This is a genomic window from Geodermatophilus obscurus (assembly GCF_900143215.1).
GTDB classification, from domain to species: domain Bacteria; phylum Actinomycetota; class Actinomycetes; order Mycobacteriales; family Geodermatophilaceae; genus Geodermatophilus; species Geodermatophilus obscurus_A.
The window spans coordinates 24,976-48,289 of sequence record NZ_FRDM01000011.1 but is presented as its reverse complement, the minus strand read 5'-3'; the positions used below and the strand labels follow the sequence as shown (position 1 = coordinate 48,289).

At 73.3% G+C, this 23,314-nt stretch carries 18 protein-coding genes; 5 read left to right on the top strand and 13 right to left on the bottom strand.

The genetic code is table 11. The features are described from left to right. Positions 1-7 precede the first annotated feature (7 nt). Both uvrA and BUB17_RS12400 read right to left on the bottom strand, forming a co-directional pair. On the bottom strand, positions 8-2,899 hold the full coding sequence (uvrA, locus tag BUB17_RS12405; protein WP_072918383.1) for an excinuclease ABC subunit UvrA: 2,892 nt from the start codon (positions 2,897-2,899) through the stop codon (positions 8-10). Between the two features lie 131 nt (positions 2,900-3,030). After that, positions 3,031-4,455, bottom strand: coding sequence for an amidase (locus BUB17_RS12400; protein WP_072918382.1), 1,425 nt, complete (start codon positions 4,453-4,455; stop codon positions 3,031-3,033). Positions 4,456-4,504: 49 nt separating this feature from the next. Between BUB17_RS12400 and BUB17_RS12395 the strand changes: the two genes are divergently transcribed. Next, a complete protein-coding gene (locus tag BUB17_RS12395) occupies positions 4,505-5,170 on the top strand; it encodes an MBL fold metallo-hydrolase (protein ID WP_072918380.1) in 666 nt (221 codons plus the stop codon). A 6-nt stretch (positions 5,171-5,176) separates the two neighbouring features. Here the strand turns inward: BUB17_RS12395 and BUB17_RS12390 are convergent, their stop codons facing one another. Beyond that, positions 5,177-5,677 (bottom strand): hypothetical protein, encoded by a 501-nt coding sequence (locus BUB17_RS12390; protein ID WP_141243007.1) that lies wholly within the window; start codon positions 5,675-5,677, stop codon positions 5,177-5,179. A gap of 690 nt (positions 5,678-6,367) precedes the next feature. On the opposite strand from BUB17_RS12390, the gene BUB17_RS12380 reads away from it, so the two are divergent. After that, on the top strand, positions 6,368-6,616 hold the full coding sequence (locus BUB17_RS12380) for a hypothetical protein (RefSeq protein WP_072918375.1): 249 nt from the start codon (positions 6,368-6,370) through the stop codon (positions 6,614-6,616). Further along, positions 6,613-7,071, top strand: coding sequence for a hypothetical protein (locus BUB17_RS12375; protein ID WP_072918373.1), 459 nt, complete (start codon positions 6,613-6,615; stop codon positions 7,069-7,071). The genes BUB17_RS12380 and BUB17_RS12375 overlap by 4 nt, the downstream gene beginning before the upstream one ends. Before the next feature lie 14 nt (positions 7,072-7,085). Here the strand turns inward: BUB17_RS12375 and BUB17_RS12370 are convergent, their stop codons facing one another. Continuing rightward, positions 7,086-7,844, bottom strand: a complete 759-nt coding sequence (locus BUB17_RS12370; RefSeq protein ID WP_141243006.1) for a CPBP family intramembrane glutamic endopeptidase — start codon at positions 7,842-7,844, stop codon at positions 7,086-7,088. Beyond that, positions 7,841-8,782: an NAD(P)H-binding protein gene (locus BUB17_RS12365; protein ID WP_072918371.1), complete on the bottom strand. Its 942-nt coding sequence runs from the start codon at positions 8,780-8,782 to the stop codon at positions 7,841-7,843. Before BUB17_RS12365 ends, BUB17_RS12370 begins: the two co-directional genes overlap by 4 nt. Positions 8,783-9,054: 272 nt before the next feature. Between BUB17_RS12365 and BUB17_RS12360 the strand changes: the two genes are divergently transcribed. Continuing rightward, positions 9,055-10,302, top strand: coding sequence for a YncE family protein (locus BUB17_RS12360; protein WP_175561351.1), 1,248 nt, complete (start codon positions 9,055-9,057; stop codon positions 10,300-10,302). Between the two features lies 1 nt (position 10,303). On the opposite strand, the gene BUB17_RS12355 is transcribed toward BUB17_RS12360, so the two are convergent. The 8 genes from BUB17_RS12355 to uvrB all read right to left on the bottom strand — a co-directional run bounded on the left by BUB17_RS12355 (position 10,304) and on the right by uvrB (position 20,740). Beyond that, positions 10,304-10,582, bottom strand: coding sequence for a hypothetical protein (locus BUB17_RS12355; protein ID WP_072918367.1), 279 nt, complete (start codon positions 10,580-10,582; stop codon positions 10,304-10,306). 11 nt (positions 10,583-10,593) lie between these two features. Continuing rightward, the gene (locus BUB17_RS12350) at positions 10,594-11,169 is read right to left on the bottom strand and encodes an SDR family NAD(P)-dependent oxidoreductase (protein ID WP_083606302.1); all 576 of its coding nucleotides are present in this window, start codon (positions 11,167-11,169) and stop codon (positions 10,594-10,596) included. Positions 11,170-11,191: 22 nt separating this feature from the next. Next, a complete protein-coding gene (locus tag BUB17_RS12345) occupies positions 11,192-12,205 on the bottom strand; it encodes an acetamidase/formamidase family protein (protein ID WP_072918365.1) in 1,014 nt (337 codons plus the stop codon). An 8-nt stretch (positions 12,206-12,213) separates the two neighbouring features. Then, the gene (locus BUB17_RS12340; protein WP_072918363.1) at positions 12,214-13,464 is read right to left on the bottom strand and encodes an alpha-hydroxy acid oxidase; all 1,251 of its coding nucleotides are present in this window, start codon (positions 13,462-13,464) and stop codon (positions 12,214-12,216) included. Between the two features lie 81 nt (positions 13,465-13,545). Further along, positions 13,546-15,555, bottom strand: coding sequence for a S9 family peptidase (locus BUB17_RS12335; RefSeq protein ID WP_072918361.1), 2,010 nt, complete (start codon positions 15,553-15,555; stop codon positions 13,546-13,548). A 26-nt stretch (positions 15,556-15,581) separates the two neighbouring features. Continuing rightward, positions 15,582-16,694: a TerC family protein gene (locus tag BUB17_RS12330; protein WP_072918359.1), complete on the bottom strand. Its 1,113-nt coding sequence runs from the start codon at positions 16,692-16,694 to the stop codon at positions 15,582-15,584. A gap of 418 nt (positions 16,695-17,112) precedes the next feature. Beyond that, positions 17,113-18,276 carry a TerC family protein gene (locus tag BUB17_RS12325; protein WP_072918357.1) on the bottom strand — a complete coding sequence of 388 codons (1,164 nt, stop codon included), beginning with the start codon at positions 18,274-18,276 and terminating at the stop codon, positions 17,113-17,115. A gap of 349 nt (positions 18,277-18,625) precedes the next feature. Further along, entirely contained in the window at positions 18,626-20,740 is a 2,115-nt protein-coding gene (uvrB, locus tag BUB17_RS12320) for an excinuclease ABC subunit UvrB (protein ID WP_141243005.1), read from the bottom strand. Between the two features lie 450 nt (positions 20,741-21,190). On the opposite strand from uvrB, the gene glgX reads away from it, so the two are divergent. Further along, positions 21,191-23,305: a glycogen debranching protein GlgX gene (gene glgX / locus BUB17_RS12315; protein WP_072918356.1), complete on the top strand. Its 2,115-nt coding sequence runs from the start codon at positions 21,191-21,193 to the stop codon at positions 23,303-23,305. The last annotated feature ends 9 nt before the right edge of the window (positions 23,306-23,314 follow it).

The following is a 23,314-nucleotide window of genomic DNA, read 5'->3' as shown; positions in this document are numbered from 1 at the left end:
CCTCGGCTCAGCTGGCCTTCTTGCGAGCCCGCTTCTTCGGTGCCGCCGCGGCGGCCACCGCGGCCGGGTCGAGCATCGGCACCAGGTACCGGCCGGTGTGGCTCTCCGGGACCGTGGCGAGGAACTCCGGCGGCCCCTCGGCGACGACGGTGCCGCCGCGGAAGCCGCCCTCGGGGCCCATGTCGATCAGCCAGTCGGCGCTCTTGATGACGTCGAGGTTGTGCTCGATGACGATGACCGAGTTGCCCTTGTCGACCAGGCCCTGCAGCACGATCAGCAGCTTGCGGATGTCCTCGAAGTGCAGCCCGGTGGTGGGCTCGTCGAGCACGTAGACGCTGCGGCCGTTGGACCGCTTCTGCAGCTCGCTGGCCAGCTTGACGCGCTGCGCCTCGCCGCCGGAGAGGGTGGTCGCCGGCTGGCCGAGTCGGACGTAGCCCAGCCCGACCTCGGTGAGCGTGCGCAGGTACCGCGAGATCGCCGGGATGGCGGCGAAGAAGTCCGCCGCCTCCTCGATGGGCATGTCGAGGACCTCGGCCACGGTCTTGCCCTTGTAGTGCACCTCGAGGGTCTCCCGGTTGAACCGGGCGCCCTTGCACACCTCGCACGGCACGTAGACGTCCGGCAGGAAGTTCATCTCGATCTTCAGCGTGCCGTCGCCGGAGCAGGCCTCGCAGCGGCCGCCCTTGACGTTGAAGGAGAAGCGGCCGGGCTGGTAGCCGCGCATCTTCGCCTCCGACGTGCTGGCGAACAGCTTGCGCACGTGGTCCCAGACGCCGGTGTAGGTCGCCGGGTTGGACCGCGGGGTGCGGCCGATGGGCGACTGGTCGACGTGCACGACCTTGTCGAGCTGGTCCAGGCCGGTGATGGTGCGGTGCCGGCCGGGCACCATCCGCGCGCGGTTCAGCTCGTTGGCCAGGGTCGTGTAGAGGATGTCGTTGACCAGGCTGGACTTCCCGGAGCCCGACACGCCGGTGACCGCGACGAGCAGGCCCAGCGGAAAGGTGACGTCGACGCCCTTGAGGTTGTGCTCGCGGGCGCCCTTGACGACCAGCTCCCGGCCGGGCGTCGGCTGGCGGCGCACCTGCGGAACGGCGATCTCCTTGCGCCCGGAGAGGTACGCACCCGTCAGCGACCGCTCGCTGGCCAGCAGGTCCGCCACGGTGCCGCTGACGACGACCTCGCCGCCGTGCTCACCGGCGCCGGGGCCGATGTCGACGACCCAGTCGGCGGTCTTGATGGTCTCCTCGTCGTGCTCGACGACGATGAGCGTGTTGCCCATGTCGCGCAGCCGCACGAGGGTCTCGATCAGCCGGGAGTTGTCCCGCTGGTGCAGCCCGATCGAGGGCTCGTCCAGCACGTAGAGGACGCCGACCAGCCCGGAGCCGATCTGGGTGGCCAGCCGGATCCGCTGCGCCTCACCACCGGCCAGCGTCGCCGCCGGCCGGTCCAGCGACAGGTAGTCCAGGCCGACGTCGACCAGGAAGGACAGCCGGGCCTGGATCTCCCGGAGCACGCGGTCGGCGATGGCCCGCTCGCGCTCGCCGAGCTCCAGGCTGTTCAGCCACGTGGAGGCGTCGCCGATGGACAGGCCGGTGACCTCGGCGATCGAGCGGTCGTTGAGCTTGACGGCGAGGATCTCGGGCTTGAGCCGGGTGCCGTGGCAGACGGGGCAGGGCACGTCGCGCATGTAGCCCTCGTACTTGTCCCGCATGTACTCGCTGTCGGTGTCGTCGTGCCGCCGCTCGAGGAAGGGCAGCACGCCCTCGAACGCGGCGTAGTAGCTGCGCTCGCGGCCGTAGCGGTTCTTGTAGCGGACGTGCACCTGGTCCGGCGAGCCGTGCAGGACCGCCTTCTGCACCTTGGCCGGCAGCCGCTCCCACGGGTCGTCCATGGAGAAGCCGAGCTGCTGGGAGAGACCGGTGAGCAGCCGGGTGAAGTACTCGTTGCTCATCGACGTGGCCCACGGTGCGATCGCGCCCTGCGCCAGGCTCTTCCCGGGGTCGGGTACGACGAGGTCGGGGTCGACCTCCTTGCGGGTGCCGATGCCGGTGCACTCGGGGCAGGCGCCGAACGGCGAGTTGAAGGAGAACGACCGCGGCTCCAGCGCCTCGAACGACAGCCCGTCGTCCACGCAGGCCAGATGCTCGGAGAAGGTGCGCTCGCGCTGCGCGTCGTCCTCGGGCAGGTCGACGAAGTCGAGGACGACGAGACCGCCGGCCAGGCCCAGCGCCGTCTCGACCGAGTCGGTGAGCCGCCGCTTCGCGCTCTCCTTGACGGTGAGCCGGTCGACGATCACCTCGATCGTGTGCTTCTCCTGCTTCTTCAGCTTCGGCGGGTCGGTCAGCTGGTGGACGACGCCGTCGACGCGGACGCGGGAGAAGCCCTGGGTCTGCAGCGAGCTGAAGAGGTCGACGTACTCGCCCTTGCGGGCCCGGACGACGGGGGCGAGCACCTGGAAGCGGGTGCCCTCCTCCATCGCCAGCACCTGGTCGACGATCTGCTGCGGGGTCTGCCGGGAGATCGGCTTGCCGCAGTTGGGGCAGTGCGGCTGCCCGGCACGGGCGTAGAGCAGCCGGAGGTAGTCGTAGACCTCGGTGATCGTGCCGACGGTCGACCGCGGGTTGCGGTTGGTCGACTTCTGGTCGATCGAGACGGCCGGTGAGAGCCCCTCGATGAAGTCGACGTCGGGCTTGTCCATCTGGCCCAGGAACTGGCGGGCGTAGGCCGACAGCGACTCGACGTAGCGGCGCTGGCCCTCGGCGAAGATCGTGTCGAAGGCGAGGCTGGACTTCCCCGAGCCGGACAGCCCCGTGAACACGATCAGCGCGTCGCGGGGCAGGTCGAGGTGGACGTCCTTGAGGTTGTGCTCGCGGGCGCCGCGGACGACGAGGCGGTCCATGTGATCCCTGTCGGTCGTGCTCGGTGGGTTCCGGGCCGGGTGGCGTGGTGCGGAGGAGTACTGCGGAGCGGGTGGTGCGGGGTGGGCGGCGCGTGGGAGCGCGCCCGGCGGCGGCGGTGCCGCGTCGGGACTCAGGCGGGTGCGGGGACCGGCGGGGCGGTCGGGTCGAAGACCGGTGCGTACCGGCGCCACGGCAGCCGACGCTCCAGCTCCCCGGCGATCCAGAGTAGTCGCCTCTCGGCACCCGGGGGGCCGACGAACTGGACGGCCAGCGGCTGCCCCGTGGGTCGGGTGCCGGCGGGCAGCACGAGGGCCGGGAGGCCGGCCAGGTTCCAGGCCGCCGTCCACGGCGCCCAGCGCGCCTGCGCCGTCACGTTGACCAGGAACGAGCGCTCGTGCCAGGGCCGGGCGGACAGCGGCGGGCCGGTCACGACCGGGGTGAGCAGCAGATCGAGGGCCTCTCCGCCCCCGGCGAAGAACTCCCCCATCCGCTCGCGGAACCGCTCGGCGGTGCCCGGCCGGACCAGCCCGGCGGCTCGCACGGCGCGCCCGAGCCGGGCGTGGGTGCGGCTGCGCGGCTGGAGGTCGGCGAGCTTGATGCCGAGGTGCTCGGCGTCGTCGGCGGCGGCAGCCGCCCAGCGGGCCAGCACGCCGACCGCGGCCCCGGCGGGAACCGGCGGGTCCCGCCGGACGACGGTGTGCCCGGCCGCGACGAGGGCCGCGACCACGGCGTCCACAGCCGCCCGGGCGGGCCCGTCGGCGCGCGTGCCGGGCACCGGGGAGCGGGTGGAGACGGCGATGCGCAGCGGCCGGCCGGGCGCCTCGAGCGGAGCGGGCTCCTCCCCCGCCAGCACCGCGTGCGCGACCGCGAGGTCGGCCACGGTGGTCGCCAGCGCGCCGTTGACGGTCATGCCGGACCAGTCGTCCGCCCCGATGCCACCGGGCACCGCCCCGGCGCCCGGCTTGAGGGTGACCAGCCCGCAGGCGGCCGCGGGCAGGCGCAGGGAACCCATGCCGTCGTTGCCGTGGGCGAGCGGCACCGCGCCGGAGGCGACCGCCGCCGCGCTCCCGCCGGAGCTGCCGGCCGGCGAGCGGGCGGTGTCCCAGGGGTTGCGGCAGACCGAGCCCGGCGCGTCGGTGGCGCCGTAGAGGCCCAGCTCGGGCATGCGGGTGATGCCGACGACGACCGCTCCCGCCCGGCGCAGCCGGGTGACGACCTCGTGGTCCCGGGTCTCCGGCTGCCCGGCGCCTGCCGCCGCGCCGTCGGTGCGGACCTCACCCGCGACGGCGACGTTGTCCTTGACCGCCACCGGCACCCCGGCCAGCGGCATCGCGAACCGGGTGAGCGCGGTGTCGACGGCGTGCGCCTCGGCCAGCGCGGCCTCGCGGCGGACGACGCGGAAGGCACCGACGCGCGGCTCGACCGCGTCGAGGTGGGCCAGGTGCGCGCGGACGACCTCGACCGCGGTCAGCTCTCCCGACCGGACACGGGTGGCCAGCTCGGTGGCCGGGAGGCCGACGATCTGACCGGCCGGGAGACCTCCGCTAGCGTCCATGCCTGGACCGTAACCGCGGTCGCCGACAGTCCACGAACGGGAGGCCGGGATGGGCTCGGGGAGCTACACCGGGGACGTCGAGGTGGGAGGTCCGGCCGACGTCCGGGAGCTGCCGGGGCTGACGATCAGCAAGCTGGCGGTCAGCGAGATGGCCAACAACGCCTACCTGCTGCGCGACCCCGCCTCCGGCGAGGCGCTGCTCATCGACGCGGCGGCCGAGCCCGAGGCGCTGCGCGCGTTCATCGGCGACGCCGACGTCCGCACCGTCGTCACCACCCACGGGCACTGGGACCACCACCGCGCGCTGCCCGAGGTGGTCGAGGCGACCGGCGCGGTCACCGTCGCGCACCCGGCCGACGCCGACGAGCTGCCCGTCCCGGTCCAGCGGCCGGTCGTGCACGGCGAGACCGTCCGCGTCGGTGCGCAGACCCTCGAGGTGGTCCACCTGCGCGGACACACGCCGGGCAGCATCGCGCTGGTCTGGCGCGGGCCGGAGGGCGCGGGCACCCACGCCTTCACGGGCGACAGCCTCTTCCCCGGAGGCGTGGGGAAGACCTGGTCGCCGGAGGACTTCACCAGCCTGGTCGACGACGTCGAGGAGCGGCTGTTCGGCACGCTGCCCGACGACACCTGGGTCTACCCCGGGCACGGCAGGGACACGACGCTGGGCGCCGAGCGCCCGCACCTCGCCGAGTGGCGCGCCCGCGGCTGGTGACCCGGTTCAGTGGTGGGTCGACCACCGTCCCGGCTCGACCACGATCGTCGTCACGTTGGTGAAGTCGCCGAGAACGGTTCCCGTGCCGGTGCTCACGATCTCGTGCGTCCCCGGCGGAAGCGGCTGCACGAGGGCGACCGATCCGGACGCGACGGAGAGCGCCTGCTGGGGTGGGACCCCGAGGAGGTTGTCCTCCGGGAGGTCGAGCCGCAGCAGGGGCGACTCCACCAGGGTCAGCGGGATGGGCTCCCCGTCGACGGTGACGGTGAGGTCGCCCTGCAGCACGTCCAGATCCCGCACACACTGGCGCAGCTCGGCCTCGTCACCGCCATAGAACGGTGGCTCCTCCACGGTGCTGCACTCCACGCTCAGGGCCGCGACGAAGATCTCGGTACCGACATCCACGGTGCACGTCGGTACGGCCGCGGGGTCCAGGGTGAACGGTGCGACCACTCCGTCCAGGTCGACGCACCAGGCTTCGCCCGCGGCCAGCGGGTTCTCGGGCACGGGGGTTTCGAGGACCGTCTTCCAGAGCTCCCCGAGGAGGATCGCCAGCTCACGGTCCGGTGCAGGCCGCGACTCGTGGTCCGGTGCAGCGGATGCCACTGGAGCTGTGACCACCACGCCGACCACGACAGCCAGCAGCACACGCGCAAGACGCCACATCGGGCCATCCCCTCTCGGTCACGGCACGCAGGCGAAATCCGTACGACTGTGGGTACCGAGCATCTGCACTGCGGACACGGCAGCTGTTGGGTCGGGCGATCATCCGCGCCTCCGGCCGTCCGAGGTCAAGGTGGTGACCGACGAATACCCGGGACGTTCTCCTCATGCCGCAGGGATCGCTGAGGCCTGACGGATCCCCCGCAATTCCTCGCAGGACGGCAAGTTCCGAGGACCTCCATTCCCTGATGGACGGCCTGGAGGAGCGGATCCCCGAACGGTTCGACGACCCGCCGTGGATCCATCCCGGCCATGGCCAGGACAGCACGACGGCGCGTGGAACGACGAGGGAGCGCGGCCGGGTACACGACCGCGCAGGCCTCGAGACCCGGCTGGAGCGCACCCGGCGGCTGGCTCCGGTTCGCCTGCGCCCAACCGGGTAGTGCCCAACAGAGGACCGGCGTCGAGTGCGTCGCCGTCGGGTGCGGCCACCCGGTCGACACCGCCCTCACCACCACCCACCAGGAGAGCGCCATGACGATGACGAGCAACGACGCCGCGACCGCCGGCCGGGACATCAAGTCGCACGAGACCACCAGCTTCGCCGACCTCGGCAAGGAGATGTGGACCTACCTGACGGGCAAGGGGGCGGCGATCGACTACCAGTTCGTGGACATGATCGTCGAGGTGCCACGGGAGACCGGCGCCGACGCTCCTCGGGCGACCTGGCGGCTCCACGGCACGCTGCGCATCACCACGACGGAGAACGCCGACCGGGGATGAGCTCGGACGGTGCCCGCTTCGACGTGACCGCCGACCTGTCGATCGAGGTCGACGGCGCGCCCGTGCGGGTCACCGCCGAGGGCGGCGACCTGCGCGTGGTGGCGACCGACGTCCGCGGCTTCGTGCGGGGCCTGCGCGCGGCGGCGACCGCCCGGAACGGCACGCGGCCCGGCCGGGCGGACGTCGGCGATCTGGCCGGGGCCCTGGCCGGCGCGGGGCTCACCGCCCGGTTGGCCTCGCCGTCGCGTTCCGTCGTCACTCTCGGCGCGGGTGTCGACTCGACCCTCGGCAGCCTGCTGCTCGGCACCCGGAAGGCCCGGCCCGACACGCTCGGCATCCTGCGGGCCAGCGGCCGGGCGCGCTCGGTGGGGGCCGCGGCGACCGGCGCCCTGCTGCTCGGCATCGCGGTGGTCCGCCGACGAGGACGAGCCATCGGGGGTACGGCGACGAGCTGAGCGGTCCGGCAGCCTCAGGCGGCCGCGGAGCACGGGTCGCGCACGTCGGCCCTGCCGGCGAACAGCGGCGGCAGGAAACGCAGCATCAGCGCCGACCAGGTGACGTGCGTGAGCACCGAGGCCTGGATGCCGCCGGTGACCCGCCGCTGCACCCCGAAGAGCACCCCCATGACCAGTGCGGCGACCAGCAGAGCAGGGTTGCGGGTGGCCGCGGTGGCCAGACCGTAGACCGCGGTCGAGACGACCACCGGACGATCCACGCCGATGGCGGCGTACAGCGCGCCGCGGAAGAAGACCTCCTCGGCCACGGCGTTGGCCAGCGCCGTCGTCGCCACCAGGGGGACCGAGCCCTGGTACGCGTAGCGCAGCACCCGGGTGACCGCCCGGTCGAGGACGGGGACGCGGCGGGCCACCAGGGCCGCGCCGTAGAAGGCACCGAAGGCGCCGACGCCGGTGATCACCGGCGTCACCACGGGACGGCGCAGCTGGTGGCCGGGGGTGAGCATCCAGCCCAGGTGCAGCGGACCCGAGGCCAGGCCACCGGCGACCCAGGTGCCGGCAACAGCCATCGTGAGGCCGTAGAAGGCCGGGGAACCCGGCCTCGTCGAGAGCGAGACCCCCAGCAGCCCCGCACCCCCCACCGCCACCCCCGCGGTCACCCGCCGGCGACGGCGGAAGGCCGCATCGGTCTCGCGGTGGTCGCGCGGGACCGGCTCGACCAGCCAGTCCGGCAGCCGGTCGGCCGCCAGCAGGCCGCCCCGCCGTCGGTTCACGAGCGGGCGCCGCCGGCGAGCAGGCCGGCGCGGCGAGCGCGGGCCGCGCGCCGGCGGTCGGCCGCCCGCTCGCCCAGCGCCACCAGCACCATCTCGTCGTAACCCATCGGCTCGAAGGGCACCACCGTGCGGATCGTGTCGTCGGTGACGACCACCTCGTTGATCATCGAGTCCACCAGCGAGCGGCCGGTGGTCACGTCGACATCGGTGACCAGCGCCAGCCAGCGCGAGGACAGGCTCGGCGTCAGCAGCGGCACGGGGACGACGAACAGGTGCCTGCCCTGGATGTCGGCGACCCGGCTGAGCATCTGGAGGTAGGTGAGCACCTCGGGGCCACCGACCTCGAACACCCGGCCCGCGGCGTCGGGCGCCTCGAGGACGCCGACCAGGTAGCGGACGACGTCGGCGACGGCGATCGGCTGCGTGCGGGTGTGCACCCACCTCGGGGTGACCATCGCCGGCAGGTGCGCCACGAGCTGACGGGTCATCTCCCACGAGACGCCGCCGTGCCCGACGACGATGCCCGCGCGCAAGGTCGTGACGGGGACGCCGGTCGAGGCGAGAAGCCGCTCCACCTCACGGCGGCTGCGCAGGTGAGGCGAGAGTTCGTCGCCGTCACGGCCCAGGCCACCGAGGTACACGACCCGCTCGACCCCGGCGTCGGCGGCGGCGCGGGCGAAGGTCCGCGCGGCCTCGGCGTCCTTGCGCTGGAACTCGGCGTCGCCGAGGGAGTGCACCAGGTAGTAGGCGGCCTCGCAGCCACGCAGCGCCCGCCGCAGCGACGCCTCGTCGGTGACGTCGCCGGCCACCGGCGTGCCGGCGCCGTCGTAGTCGTCCGGACGGCGGGTCATGGCGCGCACGTCGTGGCCCGCCTTCACCAGGGCCGGCGCGAGCCGGCCGCCCACGAACCCGGACGCGCCGGTGAGGAGGAGTTGCACAGAGCATGGGGTACCCGGGCCCACTCATCGGAACCCCGATGGCCTGCGCGGCCCCCGAACCGGCCGCCGGTCCGCGGCCGCAGCGCCCACGGTCACGCCCAGGGGCGTCGCCGGCGGGTGACGTCCCGGCGTCCTCGATCCGTGCACCGGATCGGACGGCCACGCGGCCCCGGGGTGGCGCGCCCGCGGCTGGTGCGGACCGCGCCTCGGGACCCGGACGCCGCGAGCGGATCGGTCCACCGGCGGGCGCCGGCGGAGCATCATCCGTGCGCATGGCAGAGCCCCCCGCAGGCCCAGCTGCGACCCGGCCTCCGCACGAGACCGGCCCCGGCCGTGGCCACTGGGGCACGGACCTCCCCGGTGCCCGGCAGCTCGACGCCACGGGGCGCGAGCGGAGGCTGGTGCACCCGCACCGGGCGCGGCACCGGAGGAGGCGGCACCGCTGGCCGGCCCTCGCCCTCGTCGTCGGTCTGGCGCTCGCCGTCCTGGCCGTCGTCCTGTGGCCGGACGGGGAAGGCACCGGTCGGGGAGGGACTCCCCCGGCCGCCGCCGCCCCGCAGGAGCCGGTCCGCGCCGGGACCGTGCCCGCCGCTCCCCTCCCGCCGGCGCCGGGCCCCGCCACGCCGGTAGCGGGCGCGTCCGTCCCCGTCGGAGGGGAACCGAGCCATGTCGCGGTCACCCCCGACGGGCGCACCGCCTACGTCGCCGACCCCGCCGGCCGCGCCGTGGTCGTCGTCGACACCGCCTCCAACGCGGTGGTCGGCACCGTCCCGATCGCCGAGGGCCCCCCGCAGCAGGTCGCCGTCACGCCGGACGGGCAGCGCGCCTTCGTGTCGGTCCACGACGCCGGGGCCGGCGTGAACGCCGTCGTGGTCCTCGACGTCGCCTCCGGCACCGTCGTCGACTCGGTCCGGACCGGCCGCGGTCCCCACGCGGCTGCCGTGAGCGCCGACGGGCGGCGCCTGTACGTGCCGATGTCGCTCGGCGCCCACCTCGACGTCCTCGACGCGCGGACCGGCGCCCAGCTGGGGCACCTGGACACGACGCCCAACCCGCGCGCCGTGCTGCTCGGCGCCGACGGCCGCCTGGCCTACGTCGCCGACCCCGTCGCCTCCGTCGTCTCGGTCCTCGACGTGGCGACCGGCGACGTCGAGGCCACGATCCCGGTCGGCGGCGGCTCCGGGGCGCTCGCGGCGTCCCCCGACGGCACCCGGGTCGCGGTGGTCGGCCAGGCCGGCGCGGACGTCGCCCTGATCGACACCGCCACGCAGACCGTCGTCGCCACGGTGCCGGGCGTCGGTGCGAGCCCGCAGGACGTCGCCTACGCGCCGGACGGGCGGCACCTGTACACGGCCAACGCCGGCGACGGCACGGTCTCGGTCGTCGACACCGCGACCGGCTCCGTGACCGCCCGGGTCCCCACCGGTCCGACACCGACCAGCGTCGCGGTGCTCCCTGACGGGAGCCGCGCCCTGGTCACCCACGGCGACGGCACGCTGCGGGTGCTGACGACCGGGTAGGTCACTCCTCGAAGAGCGCGACCAGCTCGTCGGGGGTGCCGGCCACGTGCAGGGGGACGACGGAGACGGTCCACCCGGGACGGCGCTCGTCGATGCCGATGGCGAGGTCCCAGGCGGCGCGGGCCGACAGCGGGCCGAAACAGGCGTCGTCCCCGTCGTCGCTGAGGGCGATCTCGACCAGCCAGGTGTCGGAGAGGTCGGCGGCCAGCTCGGCGAACTCGGGGTCGGTGCCGTCCTCGGGTTCCGGGGAGTCGGCCTGGACGGGGTAGATCAGCGCCATGCCGCACCCTCTCAGAGTTGGATGCCGCGGGTGAGGGCGCCGTCCACCACGAGGTTGGCGCGCACACCCCGTCCCGCCAGCTGCATCGCCAGGCCGGAGACGTAGCCGACGATCGCGGTCTTCATCGTCCCGTACGGCCCCGAGACGGCGTCGGACTCGCGACCCGAGACGCTGGAGACGGCCACGATCGAGCCCTGCCCACTGCCCTCCAGGTGCGGGATGGCCGCCTTCGCCAGCCGGACCGTGTGCATCAGGTCGACCTCGAAGCTCGTGTACCAGTTCTCCTCGGTGTCCGGGATGGCGAGCGCGCTCACGTTGGCCACGACGGCGTCCACCCCGCCGAGCCGGCCGGCGGCGACCTCGACCCAGCCGGTGAGCGCCGGGCCGTCCCGGACGTCGAGCTGCGCGCCGGCGGCCCGGCCACCCCGCTCGGCGATCGCCTTCTCCGTCGCCTCGATCTCGGCGGCGTCGCGGGCGCAGAACTCCACGACGGCGCCCTCGTCGACGAAGGCCTCGACGATGGCGCGGCCGATGCCGCGGGTGCCGCCGGTGACGAGCACGCGGGAGCCGGTGAGCTGCAGGTCCATGGGGTTCCTCTCCGGGAGGGCGTCAGAGCAGGGTGGCCGCGCGGCGGCGGAGGTCGTCGTGCAGCCCGCCATAGGCCGCGGCCCGCGGGAGGAGTGCCTTCCGCGCCTTGACGACGGTGCTGTAGTTCGCGTCGACGACGTTGGCGATCGGCACCTCGCTGATCTGCGAGAGCAGCTGGTAGGCGTCCATCGGGTGCAGGCCGTGGAGCTCGCCGAACCAGCGCACCAGCTCCACCTGCCCGATCCGCCAGGCGTCCTCCAGCGGGCGGCTGGAGCCGACGGTCATCCAGTGGGTGTCGTCCTCGAGGCGCGGCCATGTCGGGAAGGCTGCGGGCGCACCGCCCTTGACCAGCTCGACCACGACCGTGGTGGTCATCGCCCCCTCGACGGCGGTGCCGCAGGCCTCCCCCTCGCCCTGGCGGTAGTGGCCGTCACCGATCGAGAACAGCGCGCCCTCGACGTTGACCCCGAGGAAGCAGGTGGTCCCCGGCCGCATCTGCGGGGTGTCCATGTTCCCGCCGAACCGCTCGGGGACCAGTGAGCTGCGCACCTCGCCGCCGGGCGGCGCGACACCGACCGTGCCCAGCATCGGCTCGACCGGCAGGGCGATCTCCAGGTCGGTGTGCTGCGCGGCGAAGGTCACCGTGTTGGCGGCCCGGTCCAGCTCGTAGATCCAGGTGGTGTCCGGCAGCGGGTCCTGCAGGGTGGCGACGCGGTCGGTGCTGGTCAGCCCACCGAAGAACGGGATGGCGGCCGACGCGCCCCAGTCCCGCGCCGGTTCCATCGCGACGAAGTGCAGGGCCAGCGTGTCGCCGGGCTCGGCGCCCTCCACCCAGAACGGGCCGGTCTGCGGGTTGACGAAGCGGAGGTCGACCTTCTCGCTGGAGAGGTCGGAGGTCTTCTGCAGCGCGCCGCAGAACGCGTCGTCCGACCACACCCGCAGCGCCGTCCCCGGCCTGATCCGCATCAACGGGGCGACCCCGCCGAAGGTGAAGGCGTACTGCTCGAACGTGGGCGTGACCTCGACGACGTCCATGGCGCACCCTAGGGACGCGCGGCGACCAGCGGCAACGGCAGCCCGGCGTCCCGCAGCCGGACGCGGTCCGGCGTCAGCTCCGCGACCGACGGGACGCCGAGCAGCTGCAGCGTGCTGGCCACCTCGCCGGCCAGGATGTCGGCGGCCCGCTGCACGCCGCGCTCCCCACCGGCCATGAGCCCGTACAGGTAGGCCCGCCCCACCAGGCAGGCCCGGGCGCCGCAGGCCACCGCGGCGACGACGTCGGCTCCGTCGAGGATGCCGCCATCCAGGTACACCTCGGCCCGGTCGCCCACCGCCGCGACCACCGCGGGCAGCTCCTCCAACGGGGTGGGTGCCCGGTCGAGCTGGCGGCCGCCGTGGTTGGAGACGACGACCGCGTCCGCGCCGGCGTCCACGACCGCGCGGGCGTCGTCCGCCGTCTGGACGCCCTTGACGACGAGCGCGCCACGCCACGCCTCCCGCAGCGCCCGGAGGTCGGCGAGCGTGGCGGCCGGCTCGAAGACGCGGTCGGCGAGCTCGGCGACCGTCCCGCCCCAGGAGCGCAGGGAGGCGAACTCCAGCGGCTCGGTGGTGAGCAGGTCCACCCACCAGCGCGGGTGGACGGCGGCATTGGCCACGGTCCGCAGGGTCAGCGTCGGCGGGATCGTGAAGCCGTTGCGGACGTCGCGCAGCCGGGGACCGGCCACCGGGGTGTCCACGGTCAGGACCAGCGCCTCGTAGCCCGCCCGGGCGGCCCGCTCGACCAGCGCGGCGCTGGCCTCCCTGTCCCGCCACAGGTAGAGCTGGAACCACCTGCGGGCGCCCGGCGCCGCGGCCGCGAGCGCCTCGACCGTCGTGGTCCCCATGGTGGACAGGGCGTAGGGGATGCCGACCCGCTCGGCCACCCGCCCGACCGCGACCTCGCCCTCGGTGTGCATGAGCCGCGTGAAGCCGGTGGGCGCGAACACCAGCGGCAGGGCCGACGGCCGGCCCAGGACCGTGGTGGACGGGTCGACCACCGAGACGTCGCGCAGCACGCTGGGACGGAACTCCACGCGGCCGAACGCCTCGCGCGCCCGCTGCAGGCTGACCTCCGCGCCGGCGGCCCCGTCGGTGTAGTCGAAGACCGCGCGCGGCACCCGCCGGCGGGCGGTCTCGCGGAGATCGCCGATGGTGGCGGCCGCGGCCAGCCGGCGATCGGTGGCGTGCCCGGGGAGGCGGCGGAGCCGGACCAGCTCGCGCAGCTCGGACCAGCGGGGCACGCGGCGCTCGACCACGGCGGACCTCCTCTCGTCGGGGTCCGCCCACCCTCGCAGGCCGGGCCTCGTCCCGCAGGCGGCGCAGCCGGACGGAGCGCCTCAGTCCAGCCGGGTCGCCCGTACCGTCAGCGGCTCCCGGCCGTTCCCGTCGGCCGGCGCTGCTGGGGCCGGCCCGACCTCCCCCGGCAGGTCCTCGTCAGGGGGAACCGGGAGCCAGCGCGCCCACCAGCGCAGCAGGTGCTCCAGCCGGGCCCGCCGGTGCCGGGGCCGGCCGGTGCGACCCAGGTCGGAGCCCGCACCGGGGAACAACAGCAGCTCCGCCGGCACGCCGCGGCGCTTGAGCTCGGCGTACAGCCGCAGGCCCTGGTCCGCCGGGAACCGCCGGTCGTCCTCGCCGTGCACCACCAGGGTCGGCGTGGTGAGGTCCGCGGCCCGGGCCGGCGGGTCCGCGCCGAGGTACTGGTCGGCGAACCACCAGCCGACGTCGGAGGAGCCGACCAGACCGGGCGGGTCGGTGAGCGCTCCGTCGACGACGGCCGCGGCGAACCGCGTCGTCCGCCCGGTCAGCACGGTCGCCAGCCAGCCGCCGTAGCCGACGCCCATCACCCCGAGCCGTTCCGGGTCGAGCGCCGGATCGGCCAGGACGGCGTCGAGGAAGGCGAGGACGTCGTCGGCGTCCACGGTGCCGCCGGCGCCGCGAACCGCCCGGGCGTGGGCCTGCCCGTGGCCCGCCGAGCCCCGTGGAGCGCAGCGGACGACGGCGTAGCCGGCGGACACCAGCGTCTGGGTGTCCACCGACAGCGACCAGCCGTCCTGGCGGTGCGGCCCGTCGTGCAGCGACAGCAGCACCGGGTGCGGTCCGGGGCCGTCCGGGAGGGTGACCCACCCGTGCACCTCGGCGCCGTCCGGGGCGGAGGCGGTGCGCTCCTCGGACCGGCGCAACCGCCCGGTGCCGGCCAGACCGCGACCGAAGGCGGTGAGCAGCCGCCGCCGGCCCGGCGTGACGGCGATCAGCTCGCCGGCCGAGCGGTCGTGCCCGACGGCGGCCACGACGACCCCGCCGGCCGCCGCCAGCTCGTGCACGGTGAACGGCCCGTCGACCAGCGCCTCCGGCGGCCCGCCGGCCAGCGGCACGCGCAGCAGCTCGACGGCGCCGCGCCGCTGCACGCCGATGTGCGCCGCTCCCCCGGCCAGCACGGTCGCCGGCGTTCCGTCACCGCGGTCGGTGGACGCGGGGTCGAGCACCGGCTCGGGCGCGCCGCCGGCCACCGGCACGCGGCACAGCGTGGCGCCGCGACCCACGACGTCCAGGCCGTCGGGGCCCAGGTCCAGGCGGGCGGTCACCCAGATCCAGCCGCCGGAGGGGTCGTAGGCGGGGAGCGAGCAGTCCGCCCGGCCGTCGGTGACCCGGCGCGGCGGCCCGCCCGCGGCCGGGACGGCGTAGACGTCGCGCACCAGGTCGCGGTCGGCACGCGCGTGCCGGGCGGAGACGAAGGCCAGCTCCGCGCCGTCCGGGCTCCAGGCGACGTCGGCGTCGTCGGCGGCACCGTCGGTGACCTGCCGGGGCCGCGGCAGCGGGCTGGCCTCGTCCTCCGTGTCGGGGAGCACGTCGAGGACGAAGACGTGGCTGTGCCGGTCGGTGAGGATCCCGACGCCGTCGGCCTGCCAGCGCAGCGTGGTGACCAGCCAGGGCGGCTGCCCGGCGCGGTCGGCACCGGAGCGGTCCACCTCGGGCACGCGGGCGGTGTAGGCGAGCCGCCGGGCGTCCGGCGACCAGACCGGCCGACCCGCGCCCAGGGGGTGGTCGGACAGCCGCCGGGGGGCGCCGCCGGCCGTGGGCAGCAGGTGCAGCTGCGGCGGCCCGCCCGGCTCGGCGCCCCGGTAGGCCAGCCAGCGGCCGTCCGGGGAGAAGATCGGGTCGGTGTCGCACCACCCGGAGGTCAGCGGGCGGGCCGGCGCCGAACCGTCGGTGGGCACGGCCCACAGCCGGCTGCGGACGGCGTCGTCCCCGAGATCGGGGCGGCCGACCGCGACGACGGCCACGCGCCCGTCCGGGGAGACCGTGGGGACGCCGGGGGTGCGCAGCAGTGCGAGGTCGTCGGGACGCACGGTCGTCGCGTCGGCGGGCCCGCCGCTCAGGAGCGGCGGGTGTCCTCCTCGTCGGCGTCCGCGGCGAGCCGCGACTCGGCCTTGGCGGCGGCCGCGGGGCCGCCCGTGGCGACGGACTCGGCGGTCTCCGGCGCGACGTCGGGGGCGCCCAGGCCCGACTCCTCCTCCGGCAGCTGACCCCGGGTCTTCAGCAGGCTGGCGACCGTGGCGACCAGCAGGACGCCGAGGATGATCGACAGCGACAGCCAGATCGGGATCGTCGGGACGGCTTCCACGTGCTCACCGCCGTTGATGAACGGCAGGTTGTTCTCGTGCAGCGCCTCGAGGATCAGCTTCACGCCGATGAAGGCGAGGATGACCGCCAGGCCCAGCGACAGGTACACCAGCCGCTTCAGCAGGCCGCCGAGCAGGAAGTACAGCTGCCGGAGCCCCATGAGCGCGAAGACGTTCGCGGTGAAGACGATGAACGGCTCGCGGGTGAGGCCGAAGATCGCCGGGATGCTGTCCAGCGCGAATAGCAGGTCCGTCGTCCCCAGGGCGAGGAAGACGATGACCATCGGGGTCCAGAGCTTCTTGCCGTTCTCCGTCGTGACGCGGACCTTCGCGCCCTGGAAGTCGTCGGTCATCGGCAGGACCCGGCGCATCCGGCGGATGAACGCGTTCTCCTCGTAGTCCTCGTCCTCACCGCGGTGCTTGACCAGGTTGATCGCGGTGTACACGAGGAAGGCGCCGAAGATGTAGAAGACCCAGATGAACCGCTCGATCACCGCGGCGCCGAGCAGGATGAAGATCCCGCGCAGCACCAGCGCGATGATGATGCCGACCATCAGGGCCTCCTGCTGCAGGTGCCGCGGCACCCGGAAGCGGGCCATGATGATCACGAAGACGAACAGGTTGTCCACCGAGAGCGAGTACTCGGTGAGCCACCCGGCGTAGAACTCCGTGGCGTACGTGCCGTTCGTGAAGCTCAGCAGCAGGAGGCCGAACAGCAGCGCCAGCGTCACGTAGAAGCTGACCCAGATGCTCGCCTCCTTCACGGAGGGCTCGTGCGGGCGACGCGCCACGATGGCCAGGTCGGCGAGCAGCAGGACGGTGAGCCCCACGAACGTCGCGACCTCGAACCAGACGGGGAGTTCCATGCGGCCAGTTCCTCCGGGGACATGCAGGTGTCAACACCGGAGGTCTCTCCCACCGCCGGCCCGAGGGCCGGCGATCAGCAGCACCGGAGGCCATGGGACCTCGTGATGACGACACTGCCGCGGGGGGATACTCCCCTCCTTCGACGACCCCGGACCGGCGCAGCCTCAGCGGCTGCGCCTGCTGAAGCCGCGGCGCCCACCGTACCGCCCTCCCGGCCATCCCTCGACGCGACGTCCGGGACGGCGTCCGGGCCCGCCCGCCCCGGACCTCGGAGCCCCTCGGCCGGACCTCTGCACGAGGCGGCCGGGCCGACGGGAACCCCGGTCCGGCGTGCCCGGGCGGCCGCTCGTCACGGTCGGACGACGGCACCGGGCCCGCCCTCGGGAGAGGACGGGCCCGGTGTGGTGGGTCGAGCGGTCAGCCGCGGTGGCGCGTGGAGCCGCTGGCCGCGGGCTCGTCGGCGTCGGTCACCGGCGCGTCGTGCGGCGAGGCGGGCGCCTCGTCGGGACGACGGGCGTGCGGGTCGCGGTCGCCGGGCCCCTGCGCCACCAGACCCTCGCGGCCGGCGGCGGCGTCGCCTGCGCCGGTGGGCGACTCGAGGCCGCGGGCCGCGTCGCGACGGTTCTTCGCCAGGCTCGCCACCGTGGTCACGACGAGGGTGGCCAGGATCACCGTCAGCGACAGCCAGGTCGGGACCTCCGGGATCACCGTGACGTGCTCACCGCCGTTGATGAACGGCAGCTCGTTCTCGTGCAGCGCGTGGATGAGCAGCTTCACGCCGATGAAGCCGAGGATCACGGCCAGGCCGTAGGACAGGTAGACCAAGCGGTCCAGCAGGCCGTCGATGAGGAAGAACAGCTGCCGCAGGCCCAGCAACGCGAAGGCGTTGGCGGTGAAGACGAGGTACGTCTCCTGGGTCAGCCCGAAGATCGCCGGGATCGAGTCGACGGCGAAGAGGATGTCCGCGCTGGCGATGGCGACCAGGGCGATGGCCAGCGGGGTGATGTACCGCCGACCGTTGACCTTGGTGATCATCTTGTCGGAGTGGTACTCGTCGGTGGTCGGGAAGACCTTGCGGGCCAGCCGCAGCGCGGCGTTCTCCTTGAACTCCTCGTCGTGCGAGTGGCCGCCGCTGCGTGCCTGCGCCCACGCGGTCCAGATGAGGAACCCGCCGAAGACGTAGAAGATCCAGCTGAACTGCTCGATGGCGGCGGCGCCGACGAAGATGAACAGCGTCCGCAGCACCAGGGCGAAGGCGATGCCGAACAGCAGCACCTTCTGCTGCAGCTCCCGCGGGACGGCGAAGCTGGCCATGATCAGCACGAAGACGAAGAGGTTGTCCACCGAGAGGCTCTTCTCGGTGATGTAGCCGGCGAAGTACTCACCGGCGAACTGGCCGCCGGAGAACCACAGGACCAGCAGGCCGAAGACCACGGCGATGCCGACGTACACCGCCGACCAGACGGCCGATTCACGCAGTGTCGGTGCGTGCGGCGTCCGCACGTGACCGACGAAGTCGAACACGAGCATGCCGACGATCGCGGCGATCGTCAGCGCCCACACCCAGAAGGGGACGTCCAAGGGGAAACCTCCGGTGACTCGGCGGCACGCACGGTGCCGCGATGTCGGACCTGAGGTCTCTCCCGCCCCCTCGTCGCTGAGGTGACCGACGGCGCCGAGGGTCCTCGGGGACCCCGTACTGACGACACCGCCGCGCGGGGATACTCCCCTCCACGGAACCGCCGACGCCGACCCGTGCAGTAGGGCCGCCGTCGAGCGGGTTACTTCCCGAATGACACTACCGGGATGCCCGGTGTTCCCCGAATGAGAAACAATTCATCTGGGTGTGACGCCGGCCACCGGCCGCCGGGCTGGTGATAGCGGTCCCGTCCCGAGTCCCACCCTGAGCCTGCGAGGGCAGGGTCCTCTCTCAGGCGTGCGCGGCGTCGAGCTGGCGGAGCTCCTTCTTCAGCTCGGTGAGCTCGTCGCGCAGCCGGGCGGCCACCTCGAACTGAAGCTCGCGGGCGGCGGCCAGCATCTGGTCGTTCATCTGCGTGATCAGGTCGGCCAGCTCCGCACGCGGCAGCCCCTGGACGTCGATCCCGCCCGCCTTGCCGGCCTTCTTCGACGACAGCCCGGGCACCGGCGCCTTGCCGCGGGACTGCTGCCGGCCCGAGCCGCCGACGAGCTCGACGCTCTCGGCGTCCTCCGCGGCGCGGTAGATGCCGTCGAGGATGTCGACGATCTTCTTGCGCAGCGGCTGCGGGTCGATGCCGCGCTCGCGGTTGTAGGCGATCTGCTTCTCCCGCCGCCGGTTGGTCTCCTCGATCGCCTGCGCCATCGACGGGGTGATCGTGTCGGCGTACATGTGCACCTGGCCGGAGACGTTGCGCGCCGCCCGGCCGATCGTCTGGATCAACGACTTGCCGGAGCGGAGGAACCCCTCCTTGTCGGCGTCGAGGATGGCCACCAGCGAGACCTCGGGCAGGTCGAGGCCCTCGCGCAGCAGGTTGATGCCGACCAGCACGTCGTACTCGCCCTGACGGAGCTCCCGCAGCAGCTCCACCCGGCGCAGGGTGTCGACCTCGGAGTGCAGGTACCGCACCTTGATGCCGAGCTCGAGCAGGTAGTCGGTGAGGTCCTCGGCCATCTTCTTGGTCAGCGTGGTGACCAGGACCCGCTCGTCCTGCTCCGTGCGCAGCCTGATCTCGTGCACCAGGTCGTCGATCTGCCCCTTGGTCGGCTTGACCAGGACCTCCGGGTCGACCAGTCCGGTGGGCCGGATGACCTGCTCGACGACCTCGCCGCCGGTGCGGCCGAGCTCGTAGTCGCCCGGGGTGGCGGAGAGGTAGACGGTCTGGCCGATCCGGTCGGTGAACTCTTCCCACTTCAGCGGGCGGTTGTCCATCGCCGAGGGCAGCCGGAAGCCGTGCTCGACCAGGGTCCGCTTGCGGCTCATGTCGCCCTCGTACATGCCGCCGATCTGCGGCACGGTCACGTGCGACTCGTCGATGACGAGCAGGAAGTCGTCGGGGAAGTAGTCGATGAGGCAGGCACCGGCGGTGCCGGGGGCGCGGCCGTCGATGTGCCGCGAGTAGTTCTCGATGCCCGAGCAGAAGCCGACCTGGCGCATCATCTCGATGTCGTAGGTGGTGCGCATGCGCAGCCGCTGGGCCTCCAGCAGCTTGCCCTGCCGCTCCAGTTCGGCCAGCCGGACCTCGAGCTCGGCCTCGATCGTGCTGATCGCCCGCTCCATGCGCTCGGGGCCGGCGACGTAGTGGGTGGCCGGGAAGACGAACAGCTCGTCGACCTCGCGCACGACCTCACCGGTGAGCGGGTGCAGGTAGTACAGCCGCTCGACCTCGTCACCGAACATCTCGATCCGGCAGGCCAGCTCCTCGTACACCGGGAAGACCTCGATCGTGTCGCCGCGCACCCGGAAGGTGCCGCGGGTGAACGACAGGTCGTTGCGGGTGTACTGCTCGGTGACCAGCGTGCGCAGCAGCTCGTCGCGGTCGCGCTCCTCCCCCACCTTGATCTTCAGCGCCCGGTCGACGTACTCCTCCGGCGTCCCCAGGCCGTAGATGCAGGAGACGGTGGAGACGACGACGACGTCGCGCCGGGTGAGCAGGCTGTTGGTGGCGGAGTGCCGCAGGCGCTCGACCTCCTCGTTGACCGAGGAGTCCTTCTCGATGTAGGTGTCGGTCTGCGGGACGTAGGCCTCGGGCTGGTAGTAGTCGTAGTACGAGACGAAGTACTCGACCGCCGCGTCGGGCAGCAGCTCGCGGAACTCGTTGGCCAGCTGCGCGGCCAGCGTCTTGTTCGGCGCCATCACCAGGGTGGGCCGCTGCACCTGCTCGATGAGCCAGGCCGTGGTGGCCGACTTGCCGGTGCCGGTGGCGCCCAGCAGCACGGTGTCCTTCTCGCCGGAGGTCACCTTGTCGGCGAGCGCCTTGATGGCCGCCGGCTGGTCACCCGAGGGCTGGAACTCGCTGACGACGCGGAAGCGCCCCTGGGTGGGCCGGATGTCGGTGGTCGCGCGCACGGGATCGACGGTACGACCAGCCAGTGACAGGACGACGTCCGTGAGCCCTGAGCGAACGGGCGGGACGGGCGGGGCGACGGCACTGGCGCGCGGTGCTTGCACGTGCTGGGGTCGCCGCCTAGCGTCCCCGGTCGCAGGAGCGGTCACCGCCGAGGACCAGTGCCACCCGGGGTCCTGCCCCGGACGAGGTCGGACCCGGCGTCGCTGCCCCGGCCGGACCTGCGCACGACGCCCCCCACGGAGACCTCCGCGGGGGGCGTCGTCGTCCCCGGGACGGCGGCGTGAGCGAGGTCTCCGCACCGGCCGCCCTCCGGAGGGTTGGACGGCCACGAGCGCGGGCAACGGCAACCCCGGAGCACCACGTGCGCCGACCTCCCCGCGCACGCCCCGCGGCGGGGAGGCCACCGGCCCCCGGCGTCCCGGGGGCGCCAGCACAGGAGGACCTCGTCCATGACCCAGGTGTGGCCTGGAACCGCCTACCCCCTCGGCGCGACCTACGACGGCACCGGCACCAACTTCGCGATCTTCAGCGAGGTGGCCGAGAAGGTCGAGCTGTGCCTGTTCGACGACGACGGGACCGAGCAGCGCATCCGGCTCCCCGAGATGGACGGCTACGTGTGGCACGCCTTCCTGCCCGGCGTCCAGCCCGGGCAGCGCTACGGCTACCGCGTGCACGGCCCCTACGACCCGTCCCAGGGGCTGCGCTGCAACCCCACCAAGCTGCTGCTGGACCCGTACGCGAAGGCGATCGACGGCCAGATCGACTGGGACCCGTCGGTGTTCGGCTACGACTTCGACACCGGCGAGCGCAACGACGAGGACTCGGCGGTGCACATGCCGAAGTCCGTCGTCGTCAACCCCTACTTCGACTGGGGCGTCGACCGCCCGCCGAAGACGCCGTACCACAAGACGGTCATCTACGAGGCCCACGTCAAGGGCCTGACGATGACCCACCCCGACGTCCCGGAGGAGCTGCGCGGCACCTACGCCGCCATCGCGCACCCGGCCGTCATCTCCTACCTGCAGGACCTCGGCGTCACCGCCATCGAGCTCATGCCGGTGCACCAGTTCGTGCAGGACGACACCCTCCAGCAGAAGGGCCTGCGCAACTACTGGGGCTACAACACCATCGGGTTCTTCGCGCCGCACGACGAGTACGCGAGCAACACCGACAACGGCATGCAGGTGCAGGAGTTCAAGGGGATGGTCCGCACCCTGCACGAAGCGGGCATCGAGGTCATCCTCGACGTGGTCTACAACCACACCGCCGAGGGCAACCACCTGGGCCCCACGCTGTCGTTCAAGGGCATCGACAACCGGGCCTACTACCGGCTGGTCGAGGACGACCCGCAGTACTACATGGACTACACCGGCACCGGGAACTCGCTCAACGCCCGGACCCCGCAGGCGCTGCAGCTGATCATGGACTCGCTGCGCTACTGGGTCACCGAGATGCACGTCGACGGCTTCCGGTTCGACCTGGCCTCCACGCTGGCCCGCGAGCTGCACGCCGTCGACCGGCTGTCGGCCTTCTTCGACCTGGTGCACCAGGACCCGGTGGTCAGCCAGGTCAAGCTCATCGCCGAGCCGTGGGACGTCGGCGAGGGCGGCTACCAGGTCGGCAACTTCCCGGCGCTGTGGACCGAGTGGAACGGCAAGTACCGCGACACCGTCCGGGACTACTGGCGCGGCGAGGACGCCACGGTGGGCGAGTTCGCCAGCCGGCTCACCGGGTCCTCCGACCTCTACCAGCACTCCGGCCGCCGACCGGTGGCCAGCATCAACTTCGTCACCGCCCACGACGGGTTCACCCTCAACGACCTGGTCTCCTACAACGAGAAGCACAACGAGGCCAACGGCGAGGGCAACAACGACGGCGAGAGCCACAACCGCAGCTGGAACTGCGGGGTCGAGGGCCCGACCACCGACAAGAAGGTGGTCACCCTCCGGGCCCGCCAGCGGCGGAACTTCCTGGCGACGCTGATGCTGAGCCAGGGGGTGCCGATGCTGCTGCACGGCGACGAGCTCGGCCGCACCCAGCAGGGCAACAACAACGGCTACTGCCAGGACTCGCCGCTGACCTGGATCCACTGGGACGAGGTCGACGAGGGCCTGCTGCAGTTCACCAAGGCGGTGACCCGGCTGCGCCACGACCACCCGACGTTCCGCCGCCGCCGCTTCTTCCACGGCCGGCCGGTGCGCCGCGAGGCGGGTCAGCCGGTGCCCGACATCGCCTGGTTCACCCACGCCGGCGAGCTGATGACCGAGGAGGACTGGGACGCCGCCTACGCCAAGTCCATCGGCGTCTACCTCAACGGGCACGGGATCCGCTCGACCGACGAGCGCGGCGACACCGTCGTCGACGACCACTTCTACCTGGCGTTCAACGCCTGGCACGAGCCGATCGAGTTCACCCTGCCGCCGGAGGAGTACGCCCAGTCGTGGACCGTCGTCCTCGACACCGCGGACATGGGCGAGGTGGAGCCGCGGGAGCTCAAGCCCGGCGAGACGCTGACGCTGCAGGACCGCTCCATGGTCGTGCTCAGCGCGCCCCGTCGTTCGTGAGCGGGCCGG

Excerpts from the sequence above, each read along its gene's own strand:
- uvrA (WP_072918383.1), bottom strand. The coding sequence starts at position 2,899 with ATGGACCGCCTCGTCGTCCGCGGCGCCCGCGAGCACAACCTCAAGGAC.
- BUB17_RS12400 (WP_072918382.1), bottom strand. The coding sequence starts at position 4,455 with ATGGACGCTAGCGGAGGTCTCCCGGCCGGTCAGATCGTCGGCCTCCCG.
- BUB17_RS12395 (WP_072918380.1), top strand. The coding sequence starts at position 4,505 with ATGGGCTCGGGGAGCTACACCGGGGACGTCGAGGTGGGAGGTCCGGCC.
- BUB17_RS12380 (WP_072918375.1), top strand. The coding sequence starts at position 6,368 with ATGACGATGACGAGCAACGACGCCGCGACCGCCGGCCGGGACATCAAG.
- BUB17_RS12375 (WP_072918373.1), top strand. The coding sequence starts at position 6,613 with ATGAGCTCGGACGGTGCCCGCTTCGACGTGACCGCCGACCTGTCGATC.
- BUB17_RS12360 (WP_175561351.1), top strand. The coding sequence starts at position 9,055 with ATGGCAGAGCCCCCCGCAGGCCCAGCTGCGACCCGGCCTCCGCACGAG.
- BUB17_RS12355 (WP_072918367.1), bottom strand. The coding sequence starts at position 10,582 with ATGGCGCTGATCTACCCCGTCCAGGCCGACTCCCCGGAACCCGAGGAC.
- BUB17_RS12350 (WP_083606302.1), bottom strand. The coding sequence starts at position 11,169 with ATGGACCTGCAGCTCACCGGCTCCCGCGTGCTCGTCACCGGCGGCACC.
- BUB17_RS12345 (WP_072918365.1), bottom strand. The coding sequence starts at position 12,205 with ATGGACGTCGTCGAGGTCACGCCCACGTTCGAGCAGTACGCCTTCACC.
- BUB17_RS12330 (WP_072918359.1), bottom strand. The coding sequence starts at position 16,694 with ATGGAACTCCCCGTCTGGTTCGAGGTCGCGACGTTCGTGGGGCTCACC.
- glgX (WP_072918356.1), top strand. The coding sequence starts at position 21,191 with ATGACCCAGGTGTGGCCTGGAACCGCCTACCCCCTCGGCGCGACCTAC.